The sequence below is a fragment of the Roseburia sp. AM16-25 genome (assembly GCF_003473825.1).
In the GTDB taxonomy this organism is placed as follows: Bacteria; Bacillota; Clostridia; order Lachnospirales; family Lachnospiraceae; genus Pararoseburia; species Pararoseburia lenta.
In genome coordinates this window covers 306524-321945 of sequence record NZ_QUCW01000001.1, presented here as the reverse complement: position 1 = coordinate 321945, position 15422 = coordinate 306524, and the positions used below count along the sequence as shown (strand labels likewise).

The window sequence follows — 15422 nt, the reverse complement described above, 5'->3', positions numbered from 1 at the left end:
ATGTAAATGCCATGCGCAAGACTTTTTGCGCGTGGCATTCTTGTTTGTCTAAAACGAAAAAACAGGCATAGTTTTTACAAATGACAAGAAAGAAGGGACACAAGATGCTTACTGTTTTAAAAGTGATAGGAATTATCATCTTAGTTATTGTTGTACTTTATTTACTCATGATCATGCCGCGCATGATAAACCGTCCGGATTTTACACCTTTTCAAGGGCGCTTGTATGCCCACCGTGGTTTACATGACAATGAGACCAACGCACCGGAAAATTCCCTGAATGCTTTTCAAAAAGCAGTGGATGCCGGATACGGGATCGAACTGGATGTGCAGTTGACCAAGGATGAGAAGATGGTCGTATGCCATGATTTTGACTTGAAGCGTATCTGTGGGGCAGATGTCAAGGTGCGCGACCTGACTTTTGAGGAGTTGCAGGGCTATCATATCTGCAAGTCTGATCAGACCATTCCGACCTTTGAGGAAGTTCTGCGCCTGATTGACGGCAAGGTGCCGCTCATTATTGAATACAAGGTGCCTGGCATGAGCGCCAAGGTATGCGAGATGGCAGATGCTCTGTTACAGGACTATAAGGGGCTTTACTGCGTCGAGTCTTTTCACCCTTTAGCCGTGCTCTGGTATCGCCGCAATCGCAAGGAGATCGTGCGTGGTATCTTATCCGACTCCTATATAAAGGAGGGCATGACTGACATGCCAAAGGTTGTTTATGGCATTACCCATCATATGCTGGTCAATTTCCTGATCAGCCCGGATTTTATTGCCTACCATCATAAGTATTATAAGGATCTGTCGCGCACTTTATGTCGCAAACTCTATCACGCACCGGCAGTGGCATGGACGATCAAGAGCCAGCAGCAGTTGGAAGATCGTAAGGATGATTTCGACATCTTTATTTTCGACTCTTTCCTGCCAAAAGACGGACCGGTCTTTAAAAATTAGGCAAAGATAAGCAATATTCCGACAGAAAAACAAAATATCTAAAAGCACAGGACTTGTGGACTCCTATAATAAACTTATCGTATCAGAAAAATGACGAGTTTCGTTAGAGATAAGCAAAAAAGGAGACAAGTATGAAAGCAATCAGATTACGTTGTGAACAAATGGAAAATCCATTGGGGATTGATGTGCAAAAGCCATGTCTTTCCTGGATCTGTCAGGATGGTATTCATCAGACTGCCTATGAGATCGAGGCAAAGACCGGTGAAGATGTCATATACAACAGCGGCAAGGTAGCAAGTGACAGCATGAATGTCATGCTGGATGCAGATCTTGCAAGCAAGCAGCAGGTTGTCTGGCATGTGCGCCTGTGGGACGAAAAGGATGTCTGCGGCGAGTGGAGTCAGGATGCTCATTTTGAGATGGGGATTATCAAGGCAGATCAGTTTGTGGCAAAATGGATCAACCCGGAGGGACAGATCAATACGGACGAGATGCAGCCGGTATCTTATCTGCGCAAGACCTTTACTTTTGACGGAAATGCCAAAGATGCAAGAGCCTATGTCAGCGCACATGGTATTTATGAGGTCGGGATTAACGGCAAGCGAGTGGGCGATTTTGTCCTTGCTCCGGGAACATCTTCTTATGACAAGCAGATGCCATATCAGACCTATGATGTGACAGAACTTTTGGAAAACGGAGAAAATACCATTACAGCAGAAGTGGCAGATGGCTGGTATCGCAGTTATTCCGGCGTTGATGGAGACAGAAATCTTTTCGGTACCGAGCTTGCCTTTTTCTTCCAGTTGGAAAATGCCGGACAGGTCATCTGTATTTCGGATGAGACATGGGAGGTTTCCCAGGCAGGACCGCTTCGTCAGGCAGATATGCAGATGGGCGAGGTCTATGATGCAAATAAGGAAGACATTACGGATTGGCATGGCGTAAGTGTAGTGGATGCAGACAATAGTCTATTTAAGGCGACCAACAGTGTCCCGGTGCAGGAACATGAGCATTTTGAAGGAAAGATCATGACAACTCCAAATGGCGAGACCGTGATCGATTACGGACAGAATTTGGCAGGTTATATCTGCTTTACCTTAGAGGCGCATGAAGGCGATCGTCTTGTCCTGACACACGGCGAGGCACTGGATGAGAACGGCAACTTTACGGCAGAGAATTTTCAGGATCGCAAGCGTCATAAGGGCGGCGGAACCGAGCAGAAGGTTACCTTCATTTGTAAAGAGGGAACGAATACCTATCATACCAAGTTTTCTATCTGGGGATTCCAGTATGCTAAGGTGGAGACTGATATCGACCTGAGTACCGCACATTTTGAATCCATTGCCGTGTATTCCGCTATGGAGCAGATCGGACATTTCTCCTGTGGCAATGCAGATGTCAACCAGTTGGTGCACAACAGTATCTGGAGCCAGAAGTCCAACTTCTGTGATGTGCCGACGGATTGTCCGACCAGAGAGCGTGCCGCATGGACGGGGGATGCCGGCGTATTCGTAGATACCGGTATTTTCCTTGAGGACTGTTACAGTATCTTCCGCAAGTGGCTGGGCGAGTGCCGCCTTATGCAGTACGATGACGGAAAGATTGCAAACATTGCACCGCTGAACAGTAAGCCAAGTTTCTTCTCAGGACTTTTGTCAGGTTCGACAGGCTGGGGCGATGCTTGTATCATCGTGCCATATGCTCTTTACAAGCGTTATGATGATGTGCGTATTTTGGAAGAAAATTACGATATGATGAAAAAGTGGTACGCTTTCCTCGAAGATCGTGCCAAGAAAAAGGACATCAAGAAGATCTTTAAGAAAAAGAGCCCATATCGCGATTATACGATCGAGACAGGTATCGACTATGGCGAGTGGTGTGAGCCAGGCGTAGACTCTGCTTCCTTGATGGGAAAGACACCGGTTGACTCTGCTACTGCATATTTTGCACATTCCGGTAAAATGTTATCCGAGATCGCACAGATCTTAGGGCATGAGGACGAGGCAAAGCATTACGCAGAAGTTTCCGAGAAAGCGACCCTTGCTTTTCGTGATGCGGCAACAGAGAATGGTAAGATCATAGGTGAGCGTCAGGCACCATATGTCAGAGCCATTGCCTTTGATCTTTTGACGGAGGAAGACAAGAAGCAGGCAGTCGAAGACCTGAATGCTCTTGTAGTAAAGAATGATTATCATTTGAACACCGGCTTCCTTAGTACGCCATTCCTTTGTCAGGTCTTGGCGGAAAACGGACATACCGACACGGCTTATCGTCTGCTCTTGCAGGATACGGCACCAAGTTGGCTTTATGAGGTGAAAAAGGGTGCCAATACCGTCTGGGAGACATGGGATGGTATCAACGAAAAAGGGGAAGTGCATGCTTCTTTGAACCATTATTCCTATGGTGCGATCTGTGGCTGGCTCTTTGGTGGTGTCTGCGGTATCCACTTAGAGAATAAGCATGTTACTATCCATCCATACCCGGATGCATCCTTGGGGTATGCGCATGCGGAGTATGTCTCTCCGGTTGGAAAGATCGTCAGTGCTTGGAAGTATGAGGGAGATAACATCCATTACACCTTCGAGATCCCGGCGAACGTGACAGCGGAGGTCTACTTAGAGGACGGGCAGAAAGTGACCTTGGAAGCAGGAAAACATGAGATTGTATCAAAGTAGGATTGCTTCACAAGAGTATAGAGAAATGATAAAAAGGCTGTAGCGTTTTGCTACAGCCTTATGTTTTGTTTACGGTATTCACCCGGTGCGATTCCGGCAATCTTTTGGAAAGAGTCCGAAAAATAAGATCTGGAATTAAAGGATAATTCAATACTGATATCCAAAATGCTCATATTGGTCGTACTGAGGAGCACCTTGGCGCGTTCAATCTTTTCACGCATGATGTACTCGGTAATGGTACAGCCCATTTCCTGCTTGAACTTGCGGGAAAAATAGTATTCGGAATAACCGGCGCGCTCTGCCAGATCACCAATGGAAAGTTTCTCATTGATATGCACGCCGATATAATCACAACAGTTTTTGACGATCGGTGAGATGCCGTCGGTGTGTTTGGCTTCGCAAACTTTCTGGAAATAGACTGTTTGCATTTCTTCTATAACAGTACCGTTATCATCCAGAGAAACGGAGTCTTCAATGCGCTGCCCGTAAAAGTCACAAAGATCATAGGCTACGTTTGGAGAGACACCACCCTCAATCGCGGCGCGCGAGATCAGGGTCAAAAGCACAAAGGCATTGTTTTTGGCGGCACGTAGACTGTTTTTGGGATTGTGCTTGACCCCATTACTCAGATGAGATGAGTTCTGCAGAGCCTTGCTATAGTCCGGGTTTCCATCCTTGAAAAGACGCAAAAATTCCTGCTCGGAGGCCCAGATGCCGTGATGCTGTTGCGATGATGGAACAATGGAAGGATTTTCGTAGTTTCCTTTGTTCTGTACGCTCTCGATGGTGTTTATATCAATGGCTGTTCCGCTGATCAGATAGTGCAATTGACTAGCATAACTCATCATGACATTGCTTGCAACAATGGGAAGAGAGGTCAGCAGTTTGGAGACGTTTGCCTTTGTCTTGATGGACAGGTTGCGCTGATCCATAGCCTTTACCAGTTCGTTGTAGGAATTTTCTCCGGTAAAGGTTGGCCCTAAGACATAGAATTTTTTTAATTGGTTGTCAACAATCTCAAAGTCAATCAGCCAGGCAAGGTTGAAAAAGGAATAGATAAAGCGAGGATGGGAGGGCAATCCACCGTTTAATGCAGGGGGAACCTGCAGTTGGAACAAGGCATCAAAACCCTGATAGTCATCCCCGGGATAGGTGGTAAAAAGCATCTGCATATGCTCATCATAGATCCAGCCAAAGAGATTGTTGGTATGTAAGAGCAAATCCATATAGGACTTGATCTGTTCGTCCTTGGTCATGCTTAGTCCTCACATAAAAAATCGGCCAGAAGGCTATAATCTTCCTCATTTACACAACGGACAGAGCCGTTTTCCAATATACTTTCTTTTCCTGCAATGGAGCAGAAGACATACTGACTCAGTGTAGATGCAAGATTCAGGATATCTCCCTCATTAGAATCAAAAAACACGTCGTTTTTGCATGCTTTTACTGCGATCAGAAACTTGGCTAAATCGGTATCTTTTTTTAATTTTCTCATGATAAAATCCTCCTATCAAAAAGAATGCACATAGGTGCAACATGAAATCATTATGATTTTAACACAGATCAGAAAAAACGTGAAGAAAAGATGACGAATTTTCTGATAGGAAATACAAAATCTGGTCGAAACAATGTAAAGAGGCAGATAAGATAGTATAGGTAAAAAAAGATTTATAGATTTTTGGAGGAAAGGAATATGGCAATAAAAGCAATACAGCAGTTTCAGTTGCGCACCGTGATCGGTACAGAGGCAAAGGCGAAAGAGACTTTGCGCCTGATGGAAGAGGCAGGATACGATGGCATTGAACTCTGTAGTTATATGATAAAGCATATGTCGCTTACCATCCGCGCAATCACACGTCTTGCAGGCATGCCGATGGGAAAGAGTGGAAATCTGGACTGGCATGCGCTTCTGGCTGATACAAATTTAAAGGTAGTCAGCATCCATCAGGATCTTGGCACTTTGAAGCGTGTTCCGGAGGAAGCCATCGCAGAGGCAAAATCCTATGGAACAAAATATATCGTTATCACCGGAATGCATCATTTTGATTATTCTGACAAAGAGGCTGTGGATGGACTGATCGCAGATCTGAATGCCTGCGGGAAACGTCTGAAGGCGGATGGTATCGAACTCCTTTATCACAATCACAACTGTGAGTTCCGTAAGATTGATGGTCAGACGGCTTATGATCGCATCATTGAAAACACGGATCCGGAATACGTTAATTTTGAGTTTGACTCTTACTGGCCGACAGAGGCAGGTGTTAATACCGTAGAACTCATGCGGCGTCTGGGAAGCCGTATCAAGTTGTATCACATCAACGACAGAGGCAGCCGTGTAGAGGGAAAGACTTCCTCTATTCTGACCTCAGACAGTATGGAACTGGGTTACGGCAATATGGATTTAAAGACCATGGTCGATATTGTGAAGGAAAATGGTGTGGATGCTGTTGTTCTGGAAAGTCATAAGAATTGGGTAGATAAATCTCCGATCAAGTCCTTCCAGTTGAGTGCCAAGTTCATGAATGAGAATGTCTAAACTTTAGTTGCCTATCACACGAAAAGTTGTTAAAATAAATCTATATGAGTTCGTGAGGTAGGGGATATATGAAAAAGGTTTTATTCGTTGGACATTTTAATGACCAGACAAAGCAGATACAAAAGGAGTTGTCAAAGTTTGTCTCTATCCAGTTATGCTCGGACAATGTGACGATCGCTGAGAGCATGATGGGCATTTATGAGCCGGATCTGGTGTTGGTAAATGTCGAGGGATTTACGGACAGTCATCTGGAATTTTTCCAGATCTTAGCAGAAAAATATGTGATGACTCCTGTTGTTATCATTGGCAGTGAGGCGGCATATCGCCGCTATGCTCTTTATGATATGTCAGGGCAGGTATCTTACGTGGATCCGCAGGATATGGCGGAAAATGGTGTCTTGGAGGCGCTGATGGCACGCGTGGACATTGATGCGGAGGTCTTGCCGGATGGCTCGATCGTATCCAAGGATGACCGAAAGATCGTCTTGGTGGTGGACGACAGTCCGATGATGCTTCGCAGCATGAAGCAGATGTTAGAGGAACGTTATCAGGTGACACTTGCCACTTCCGGCCAGCAGGCACTTACCATGATTGATAAGCGCCAGCCGGATCTGGTTGTTTTGGATTATGAGATGCCGGATTGCGACGGTAAGGAGACCTTGGAGTTGATCCGCTCAAAGGAAGCGACCAAGGATATACCGGTTGTTTTTCTGACCGGACATGGAGATGCGGAGCATATCCGTTCTGTCTTGGATCTCAACCCAAGTGCATATTTCCTGAAACCGCCAAAGGCAGACAAGATCCTGGAGGTCTTAGGACAATTATTATAAATATGACAGGCTGTATTCCCCGAGAGGAAGTACAGCCTTTTTCTGCGTTGTAAAAAGAGGAGAGAAAGGAAATCAGTATGAAATGCTTGAGTTGCGGTAAGAATTTTGATGGCGAAAAATATTATTGCATATGTCCTAAGTGTGGAACTTACAACAAGCCGGAGGATAAGACAAGTCAAACTTCGCCAGAAGCGGATTTTATATATGAGGAGCCACAGGCAGAGGCTGATAGGGAGGATGCGGTAAAAAGCCCTGATGTTGATATCACAAAGACTGCTGCCTCTGTGCCGGACGCACAAGAAACAAGGGAAAAAAAGGCAAAGCGGAATCTTCTGATATTGATCGTGATTTTCCTTGCCTTATCCTTTTTGTTTACCATAGTAAAAAACATTGTTGTGGGATATCTGGGAACGGATAATTACAAGGCGTCTCATCGAGAGGATGTAACGGAGGTGGCTGTTTCAAAAGGCAAAGTAGGGCAGGCATACACGGTGGAAAAAGATTATGGCCGCACCTTGACCGTTGCAAGTGCCGAGGTTTTGGCTGAGGCAGATACAGTTGAAGGTCTTCCAAAGGGGCAGCGCCTGATCGCAGTGCGTCTGGAATCCAATCAAGTGGATAGCATAGACTACGACAGTTATGAAAATGCTCCGGTAGATGATTTTTATATTTCATATGATGGAAGTTTTAGGTCAGAAGTGGGGACATACCAATTTGATAAGGGTGGATATGATGATCTGATCGGCAATCGTCAGTCAATCAGTCCGTATGATTTCATGGGATCCGGTGCGCATGCAGGATATGTCTTTTTCTTTGTACCAAAGGAGGCAGAAAATATTGCATTTTTTTATAGTATTGCAGATACAGACAGCGGAGAAATTCAAAAGTATGTGAGCGTGCCGTTGCATTTGGATGTGACAGAGTAAGAGGAGGGGATGACATGGAGACAGGAAAGCAGAATAAAAAGATCATCGTCCTTCTGGTGGTGATTCTTATCATTGCAATCAGTACTTTCGGCAGCACTTTAATGGATTTTATTGATTCCGTACAATATAGTCTGAGCGGAGTCTCTACCAGCAGCCGAGCAGTTCTGGATGGGGAACCGACGATTGCCTATCTGGGCAAGACCTACAAGGACAATGCGACAAGTGGATATTCTTATTATGCGATCGATCTGCCGGTGTATAACAATGGCAGGTATGAGATGGGAACGGATTATGAGGTGCCCATGCAACTGGTAGCGGAAGACTGGGAGGATGTGGACAGTTTTTACGAAACAGATGACAGCGATTTCGCCTATTCCTATGAAGACGTGATCCCATCCGGTACGACTGGCATTGCCCGTAAGATTTATCTGATCAAGGATGGCGTAGATCAGGTAAAAGTTATCTGTTATGAGACGAGTGATGATTACTATGATGAGAAGAATGGCGTAGAATTTAATTTGAAAGTACCAACAGAAGAGATGAAAACACAGGAATAAAGACCACAGTTTTTCAAGGATGTGATCTCGGGTATTATTGTGGCGATTATCGCTCTGCCCCTGTCGATTACCTTGGCACTGGCTTCCGGTGTGACACCGGAAAAGGGAATTCGCCTGATTTTATCGCACACTAATGAACAGCCTATGCATATGATGGAAAAGGCAGGATTTGACAAGCGCATCGGCAAGGAATATTTCTGCAAGCATATTGATGATGCACTGGCTCTGGCAGAGCGGATTGCAGCCAAATAGAATAGAGATATATCATAGGACCTATGTCGTTGGAAAACGGATGACATGGGTCTTTTTTTAACACAATTTTTACAGAGACCATACCTTTCATTTTACAAAAGCACCTTATGATAGATCCTGTAAAGAAAATGAAAAGAAAAAAGTCTATCAGACGAAAAGGAGATCAAAAATGAAATTGAAGGAAATCGCCGCAACACTTCTTGTTGCAACATTAGCACTGGGTACCATGGTAGGATGCGGAAGTAAAGGAAATGACAATACAGCCGATAGCGCAGATCAGACAGGAGCATCCGGGGATATCACCATTCTTTCTCGTGAAGATGGATCCGGTACAAGAGGTGCATTCGTAGAACTCTTCGGTATCGAGGAAAAGGATGCAGACGGCAACAAGGTTGACATGACAACCGAGGATGCAAAGATCACAAACTCTACCTCTGTTATGATGACAACTGTTGCAGGAGATGTAAATTCTCTTGGATATATTTCACTGGGTTCTTTAAATGACACGGTAACAGCTGTAAAGATCGATGGCGTTGAGGCGACCGCAGACAACGTTTCCAACGGTACATACAAGATTGCCCGTCCATTCAACATCGCAACCAAGGGCGAGGACTTAAGTGATGCAGCACAGGATTTCGTAAACTATATCTTGAGCAAAGACGGACAGCAGATCATCACAGACAATGGCTACATCAGCGTAGGCGAGGGTAAGGAATTTACATCCAACAATGCATCCGGAAAACTCGTGATCGCTGGATCATCTTCTGTAACACCGGTTATGGAAAAATTAGTAGAGGCTTATAGCAAGGTCAATGCAAACGTTGAGATCGAGGTACAGGAAAGCGATTCTTCAACCGGTATGCAGTCAACGATCGACGGCTTGTGTGACATCGGTATGGCATCCAGAGAACTAAAAGATTCTGAAACTGAGGCAGGACTTGTAGCAACAGAGATCGCAAAAGACGGAATCGCAGTTATCGTAAACAACGAAAGTGGAATCACAGATTTAACATCTGATCAGGTAAAGCAGATCTACACAGGTGAGATTCTTACATGGGATGAAGTGAAATAGAAAATCCCGATATTCAAGGAAATGAGAAAGGTCAGAACATGAAACATTTGAAAGAACAGATAATGAAGGTCATCTTTTTCATAGCGGCTTGCACTTCGGTGTTAGCCGTTGCCTTGATTTGTATCTTTTTATTCGCTAACGGACTTCCGGCGATGGGAAAGATCGGACTTGGCAAGTTCTTAACCGGCGTGATATGGAAACCTTCAAATAATATATTTGGTATATTGCCTATGATCATGGGCAGTATCTATGTGACAGCCGGAGCCATTATCATCGGTGTGCCGATCGGACTCTGTACGGCTGTTTTTATGGCGCATTATTGTCCGAAAAAGATCTACGGTATCTGTAAGGCGGCAGTCAATCTGATGGCAGGCGTGCCATCCGTAGTCTATGGCTTCTTCGGACTGGTATGTATCGTGCCGCTCATGCAGGACTTGACCGGACACGATGGCTCTACCATGCTGACAGCATCCATCTTACTTGGCATCATGATCCTGCCGACCATTGTCAGCGTCTGTGAAGCCGCTATCCGCAGTGTTCCGACACCATATTATGAAGGAGCACTTGCCCTGGGTGCGACCAAGGAGAGAAGCATTTTCCTTACGGTCATCCCGGCGGCAAAGTCCGGTATCGTGGCAGGTATCGTGCTGGGCATCGGCAGGGCGATCGGAGAGACGATGGCAGTTGTCATGGTTGCGGGCAATCAGGCCCGTATGCCAAAGGGCATCACACGAGGTGTGAGAACCCTGACCTCCAATATCGTATTGGAAATGGGCTATGCAGCAGATCTGCATAGGGAAGCCCTGATCGCGACCGGCGTTGTCTTATTTGTATTTATTCTTTTGATCAACTTATGCGTGGCGGCACTCAAACGTCAGGACGCAAAGTAAGGAGGCAAGGCAATGAAACAAAATTTAAAAACAGCATTAAAGCATCCCCTGTCGTTTTTGCTTCGGATCTTCATCTTATTATCCGCAGCAATTACCATGGGCGTCTTGCTCTATATCATTATTTTTATCGTGGCAAAGGGGGCTCCCCATCTGTCATTAGATCTTTTTGCATGGGAATATACTTCGGACAATGTTTCCATGATGCCGGCAATCATCAATACCCTCATTATGACAGGATTATCCCTCGTGATCGCCGTGCCGCTTGGTATTTTTGCAGCCATCTATCTGGTGGAATATGCAAAGCGCGGCAGCAAATTGGTAAAAGTCATCCGCATGACCGCGGAGACCCTATCGGGTATCCCATCCATTATTTATGGTCTGTTTGGTCTTCTTTTCTTTGCAACCTATTTGCATTGGGGATACTCTATGTGGTCCGGGGCATTGACCTTAGTTATTATGATCTTGCCACTTGTTATTCGTACGACTGAAGAAGCCCTTATTGCCGTGCCGGATATGTATCGGGAAGCCAGTTTTGGACTGGGCGCAGGAAAACTGCGAACCATCTTTCGGATCATCCTGCCGGCAGCCGTACCGGGCATTTTATCCGGTGTCATTCTTTCCATTGGGCGAATTGTCGGAGAGACAGCTGCCCTGATCTATACTTCAGGAACCGTGGCACAGACGGCGACCGATCTGACAAAGTCCGGGCGAACCCTTGCTGTGCATATGTATAGCCTTTCGCGTGAAGGGCTGCACATGGATGAGGCATATGCGACAGCGCTTGTCCTACTGATTCTTGTTGTATTGATCAATGCCATATCCGATGGCATTGCAAAAAAAGTTTCAAAAGTGTGAGAAAGATAAAAAGGAGTCAATAAAACATATGGAGAACAAAGCAAAAATTTCCATTCAGGATCTGAATTTATATTATGGCGATTTCCATGCCCTAAAAGGCATTAACATGGAATTGCCGGAAAAAGAAATCTCTGCCTTTATCGGACCAAGTGGCTGTGGTAAGTCTACTTTGTTAAAATCTATCAACCGTATGAACGATCTGGTAGAGGGTTGCAAGATCACCGGGCAGTTGAGATTAGATGAAGAAAAAATTTATGGTGATATGGACGTCAACCTTCTGCGCAAGCGTGTCGGCATGGTGTTCCAGAAGCCGAATCCTTTCCCGATGAGCGTCTATGACAACATTGCCTACGGACCGCGTACCCATGGAGTGCACAGCAAGGCGCAGTTGGATGAGATCGTGGAGACCTCTCTGCGCCAGGCGGCGATCTGGGATGAGGTCAAGGACCGGCTGAAAAAGAGCGCACTGGGCTTGTCCGGCGGGCAGCAGCAAAGACTCTGCATCGCAAGAGCACTTGCCGTCAAGCCGGAAGTTCTGCTTATGGATGAGCCGACTTCTGCACTGGATCCTATTTCTACGTCAAAGATTGAAGATCTGGTGATCGAACTGAAAAAAGATTTTACCATCATCATGGTAACGCACAACATGCAGCAGGCAGTGCGCGTATCGGATAAAACAGCCTTTTTCTTACTTGGAGAAGTCATTGAATACGGAGAGACGGAGCAGATCTTCTCTATGCCGAAGGAGAAAAAGACAGAGGACTATATTACAGGTAGATTTGGTTAAGGAGGAAGTATGAGAAATCGATTTGACAGACAGTTGGAAGAACTGCACGTAGAACTGATCGAAATGGGAAGTATGTGTGAGGATGTGATCCGCAAGACCTCAAAACTCTTGCAGTCCGGGGATGCAAAAGTGGCAAAGGAGATCCGCAAGGAGGACAGCAATATTGACGAACAGGAGCGTCTGGTGGAGAGCCTTTGTTTAAAACTTCTCTTGCAGCAGCAGCCGGTAGCGAAAGACCTGCGCAAGGTTTCCGCAGCCTTAAAGATGATCACGGACATGGAGCGTATCGGCGACCAGGCATCCGATATTGCGGAGATCATTGAAACGACAGACTTTAGTGTACCGACAAATGATGTAAAACTGGCAAAAATGGCAGAAACGACCATAGCCATGGTGACGGAGAGCATTGACGCCTATGTTAAGCAAGACTTGGAACTGGTGCGTGAGGTCATTGCCCGAGATGATGAAGTCGACGATCTTTTCCTGGAAGTCCGTCAGGAGATCGCAGACGATATGGTAGAAGCCGGGGATCCGATGAGCAGTCTGGATCTTCTTATGATCGCAAAATACTTTGAGCGTATTGGTGACCATGCGACCAACATTGCAGAATGGGTTGAATTTTCTATCACAGGAACCCACAAGGATGCAGATATTTTATAAATTTTATTTGCAAGATCGCCCACGGTGCAATACTATGATAGTGATATAAGACACAGGAAACGCGAGTTGGAGATCATGGAGAAGATCATATGATTTATTATGTAGAAGATGAAAAGAATATCCGGGAACTGGTTGAGTATGCACTTCTGGCAAATGGATTTGAGATCAAATGTTTTTCGGAGGGGGCGGCTCTTTGGCAGGAACTGCGAAAAGATGTCAGACCGGAGTTGATCCTTTTGGATATCATGCTGCCGGGAGAGAATGGTCTGGAAATCTTACATCGCTTAAAAGGTGATGGCAAGACCAAGGATATCCCGGTTATCATGGTGACCGCAAAGGGAAGCGAATACGATAAGGTCCTGGGGCTTGACAGCGGGGCAGATGATTACATAGCAAAGCCTTTTGGCATGATGGAAATGGTATCGCGCATCAAGGCGGTCTTGCGCCGCACCAAAAAGGAAGATGCAGGGGATGATCTGGTCTATGAGGATATCCGGGTCTGCAATGCGTCCCACAAGGTCTTTGTGAAAGATCGGGAAGTGGAACTGACCAAGAAAGAATATGATCTTTTGTCCCATCTGATCCGCAATCAGGGCGTGGTACTGACCAGAGATCAGTTATTAAACAGCATCTGGGGTTATGATTTTGACGGCGAAACGCGTACTGTGGATGTCCATGTCAGATCCCTGCGGCAAAAGTTAGGATCGGCAGGAGACTATGTGACAACCGTCCGCGGGATTGGCTATCTAATAGGGGAATGATATGAGAAAACGCATTTTTAGAAGCACGGCAATTCTGGTGACATTGGCGATCCTTGTTACCTTTGTCACTGCTTTTTTCTTTATGTATAACAAATTAGAAGAAAATATGACGGAGCGCGTGGATAACGAGGTGGATTATCTGGCAAAGGCTGTGGATGAACTGGGAGGAACTTCCCTTGAAACAGGTCTGGCAGATGGTGTGACCGGGCGCATTACCTTAGTCGATGCCGTCGGCAATGTCTTGTATGACTCTTATGAGGATGCAGCAGAGATGGAAAATCACGCATCCCGACCGGAGATAGCCCAGGCGATGAAAGAGGGCAGGGGGAGTGCCAGCCGCTACTCGACGACTTATGCCAAGCGCAGTTACTATGCAGCCGTTCGTCTGGATAATGGACAGATCCTGCGCGTGGGGGATACGATCGACAGCGTCTATGGGACCCTTTTTCCGGGCGTTTTCATGTTGCTGCTGCCATTGGTCTTACTGCTGATCCTGAGTTTTTATCTGATCGACCGGACAACAAAGCGCATGATGGAGCCTTTGGAGGCAATCGACCTGGATCATCCGCTGGAAAATGTCGCCTATGATGAACTGGTGCCTTTTCTGCGTCGTATCGCAGACCAGAACGAAGCCTTGAAAGAACAGGTGCAGGAGCGCAACAAGCAGCAGCAGGAATACGTAGCCATTACGGAAAATATGAAGGATGGTCTGATCGTGACCAACCGTCACCATGTGCTTTCCATCAACCGGGCAGCCCAGCGTATTTTTGAGATCAAACCGGAAGAGTGTATGGGACAGAATATCATTGTCGTAAACCGCAACCAGAAGTTGAAGGAAGTGGTGGACGGCGCGCTTGCCGGAAAAGACATGGTCAAACATATGACCATTGATGATGTGATCTATGAACTGCATGGAAATCCGGTCATTCAGGACGGCACAAATACCGGTGTTGTCATCTTCATTATGGATGTGACCCAGAAAAAGCAGTTGGAGAATATGCGGCAGGAGTTTTCGGCAAATGTATCTCACGAATTAAAGACACCCCTTATGTCGATCTCCGGCTATGCGGAACTTTTAAAGGATGGGATCGTGCGGCCGGAAGATCAGAAGAAATTTGCCGGTAGGATCTATCAGGAGGCAGCCCGCCTGACAACACTGGTACAGGACATCATACGCCTGTCAAAACTGGATGATGAAAATCTGGAACTGGAAAAAGAGACGATTGATCTGTTTGAGATGAGCAAGGAGATCATTGAGACTTTACAGCCTGCGGCAAAGAAACGGCATATCTCCATTTCTTATCAGGGCAAGCGTTTGTCTATCAGTGGCATGCCGCAGATCATTTATGAAATGCTTTACAATGTATGTGACAATGCCATTCATTACAATAAAGATGAGGGAACGGTGGTTATCACGACCGAAAAGACAGAAGAAGGCATCTGCTGGAGCGTGGCAGATACGGGAATCGGTATTCCACTGGCAGAGCAGGAACGTATTTTTGAAAGATTTTACCGCGTGGATAAGAGCCATTCGCGTGCGACCGGCGGCACGGGTCTTGGACTTTCCATTGTAAAGCACGGCGCAGAATTACATGGAGCGAGTGTCCGTGTGGACTCCGCCCCGGATCAGGGAACCACGATCACCATCGTATTCCCTGCCTAAAT

General features: G+C 46.0%; 15 protein-coding genes and 1 pseudogene. 14 read left to right on the top strand and 2 right to left on the bottom strand.

What is annotated here, in order from left to right; translation table 11 throughout:
• Positions 1-104 precede the first annotated feature (104 nt).
• Complete coding sequence (locus DW183_RS01600) at positions 105-956, top strand: glycerophosphodiester phosphodiesterase family protein (protein WP_118280330.1); 852 nt, start codon at positions 105-107, stop codon at positions 954-956.
• 131 nt (positions 957-1087) lie between these two features.
• Positions 1088-3631 carry a family 78 glycoside hydrolase catalytic domain gene (locus DW183_RS01595; RefSeq protein ID WP_118280329.1) on the top strand — a complete coding sequence of 848 codons (2544 nt, stop codon included), beginning with the start codon at positions 1088-1090 and terminating at the stop codon, positions 3629-3631.
• Between the two features lie 50 nt (positions 3632-3681).
• On the opposite strand, the gene DW183_RS01590 is transcribed toward DW183_RS01595, so the two are convergent.
• Positions 3682-4887, bottom strand: a complete 1206-nt coding sequence (locus DW183_RS01590) for an AraC family transcriptional regulator (protein WP_118280328.1) — start codon at positions 4885-4887, stop codon at positions 3682-3684.
• A 2-nt stretch (positions 4888-4889) separates the two neighbouring features.
• Entirely contained in the window at positions 4890-5126 is a 237-nt protein-coding gene (locus DW183_RS01585) for a hypothetical protein (protein ID WP_118280327.1), read from the bottom strand.
• A gap of 198 nt (positions 5127-5324) precedes the next feature.
• Between DW183_RS01585 and DW183_RS01580 the strand changes: the two genes are divergently transcribed.
• From DW183_RS01580 to DW183_RS01530, 12 genes and pseudogenes are all read left to right on the top strand, one after another.
• Positions 5325-6167 carry a sugar phosphate isomerase/epimerase family protein gene (locus DW183_RS01580; protein WP_118280326.1) on the top strand — a complete coding sequence of 281 codons (843 nt, stop codon included), beginning with the start codon at positions 5325-5327 and terminating at the stop codon, positions 6165-6167.
• A gap of 68 nt (positions 6168-6235) precedes the next feature.
• Positions 6236-6997: a response regulator gene (locus DW183_RS01575; protein ID WP_118280325.1), complete on the top strand. Its 762-nt coding sequence runs from the start codon at positions 6236-6238 to the stop codon at positions 6995-6997.
• A 77-nt stretch (positions 6998-7074) separates the two neighbouring features.
• Entirely contained in the window at positions 7075-7923 is an 849-nt protein-coding gene (locus tag DW183_RS01570; protein WP_118280324.1) for a hypothetical protein, read from the top strand.
• A gap of 14 nt (positions 7924-7937) precedes the next feature.
• Positions 7938-8480 (top strand): hypothetical protein, encoded by a 543-nt coding sequence (locus tag DW183_RS12595; RefSeq protein ID WP_243069488.1) that lies wholly within the window; start codon positions 7938-7940, stop codon positions 8478-8480.
• Positions 8481-8591, top strand: a pseudogene (locus DW183_RS12910) (SulP family inorganic anion transporter); the annotation flags it as partial. It lies immediately after the preceding gene.
• A 310-nt stretch (positions 8592-8901) separates the two neighbouring features.
• Positions 8902-9804, top strand: coding sequence for a substrate-binding domain-containing protein (locus DW183_RS01560; protein ID WP_118280323.1), 903 nt, complete (start codon positions 8902-8904; stop codon positions 9802-9804).
• 38 nt (positions 9805-9842) lie between these two features.
• Positions 9843-10694 carry a phosphate ABC transporter permease subunit PstC gene (gene pstC / locus DW183_RS01555; protein ID WP_118280322.1) on the top strand — a complete coding sequence of 284 codons (852 nt, stop codon included), beginning with the start codon at positions 9843-9845 and terminating at the stop codon, positions 10692-10694.
• Between the two features lie 12 nt (positions 10695-10706).
• Complete coding sequence (pstA, locus tag DW183_RS01550; protein ID WP_118280321.1) at positions 10707-11549, top strand: phosphate ABC transporter permease PstA; 843 nt, start codon at positions 10707-10709, stop codon at positions 11547-11549.
• Between the two features lie 28 nt (positions 11550-11577).
• A complete protein-coding gene (pstB, locus tag DW183_RS01545; RefSeq protein WP_243069486.1) occupies positions 11578-12336 on the top strand; it encodes a phosphate ABC transporter ATP-binding protein PstB in 759 nt (252 codons plus the stop codon).
• A gap of 9 nt (positions 12337-12345) precedes the next feature.
• A complete protein-coding gene (gene phoU, locus DW183_RS01540) occupies positions 12346-12996 on the top strand; it encodes a phosphate signaling complex protein PhoU (protein WP_118280320.1) in 651 nt (216 codons plus the stop codon).
• 89 nt (positions 12997-13085) lie between these two features.
• On the top strand, positions 13086-13757 hold the full coding sequence (locus DW183_RS01535; RefSeq protein WP_118280319.1) for a winged helix-turn-helix domain-containing protein: 672 nt from the start codon (positions 13086-13088) through the stop codon (positions 13755-13757).
• Position 13758: 1 nt separating this feature from the next.
• Complete coding sequence (locus tag DW183_RS01530; RefSeq protein ID WP_118280318.1) at positions 13759-15420, top strand: sensor histidine kinase; 1662 nt, start codon at positions 13759-13761, stop codon at positions 15418-15420.
• Positions 15421-15422: the final 2 nt, after the last annotated feature.

Excerpts from the sequence above, each read along its gene's own strand:
- DW183_RS12595 (WP_243069488.1), top strand. The coding sequence starts at position 7,938 with ATGGAGACAGGAAAGCAGAATAAAAAGATCATCGTCCTTCTGGTGGTG.
- DW183_RS01575 (WP_118280325.1), top strand. The coding sequence starts at position 6,236 with ATGAAAAAGGTTTTATTCGTTGGACATTTTAATGACCAGACAAAGCAG.
- DW183_RS01585 (WP_118280327.1), bottom strand. The coding sequence starts at position 5,126 with ATGAGAAAATTAAAAAAAGATACCGATTTAGCCAAGTTTCTGATCGCA.
- DW183_RS01580 (WP_118280326.1), top strand. The coding sequence starts at position 5,325 with ATGGCAATAAAAGCAATACAGCAGTTTCAGTTGCGCACCGTGATCGGT.
- DW183_RS01595 (WP_118280329.1), top strand. The coding sequence starts at position 1,088 with ATGAAAGCAATCAGATTACGTTGTGAACAAATGGAAAATCCATTGGGG.
- DW183_RS01600 (WP_118280330.1), top strand. The coding sequence starts at position 105 with ATGCTTACTGTTTTAAAAGTGATAGGAATTATCATCTTAGTTATTGTT.
- pstB (WP_243069486.1), top strand. The coding sequence starts at position 11,578 with ATGGAGAACAAAGCAAAAATTTCCATTCAGGATCTGAATTTATATTAT.
- DW183_RS01590 (WP_118280328.1), bottom strand. The coding sequence starts at position 4,887 with ATGACCAAGGACGAACAGATCAAGTCCTATATGGATTTGCTCTTACAT.
- pstC (WP_118280322.1), top strand. The coding sequence starts at position 9,843 with ATGAAACATTTGAAAGAACAGATAATGAAGGTCATCTTTTTCATAGCG.
- DW183_RS01570 (WP_118280324.1), top strand. The coding sequence starts at position 7,075 with ATGAAATGCTTGAGTTGCGGTAAGAATTTTGATGGCGAAAAATATTAT.
- DW183_RS01530 (WP_118280318.1), top strand. The coding sequence starts at position 13,759 with ATGAGAAAACGCATTTTTAGAAGCACGGCAATTCTGGTGACATTGGCG.
- DW183_RS01535 (WP_118280319.1), top strand. The coding sequence starts at position 13,086 with ATGATTTATTATGTAGAAGATGAAAAGAATATCCGGGAACTGGTTGAG.
- phoU (WP_118280320.1), top strand. The coding sequence starts at position 12,346 with ATGAGAAATCGATTTGACAGACAGTTGGAAGAACTGCACGTAGAACTG.
- pstA (WP_118280321.1), top strand. The coding sequence starts at position 10,707 with ATGAAACAAAATTTAAAAACAGCATTAAAGCATCCCCTGTCGTTTTTG.
- DW183_RS01560 (WP_118280323.1), top strand. The coding sequence starts at position 8,902 with ATGAAATTGAAGGAAATCGCCGCAACACTTCTTGTTGCAACATTAGCA.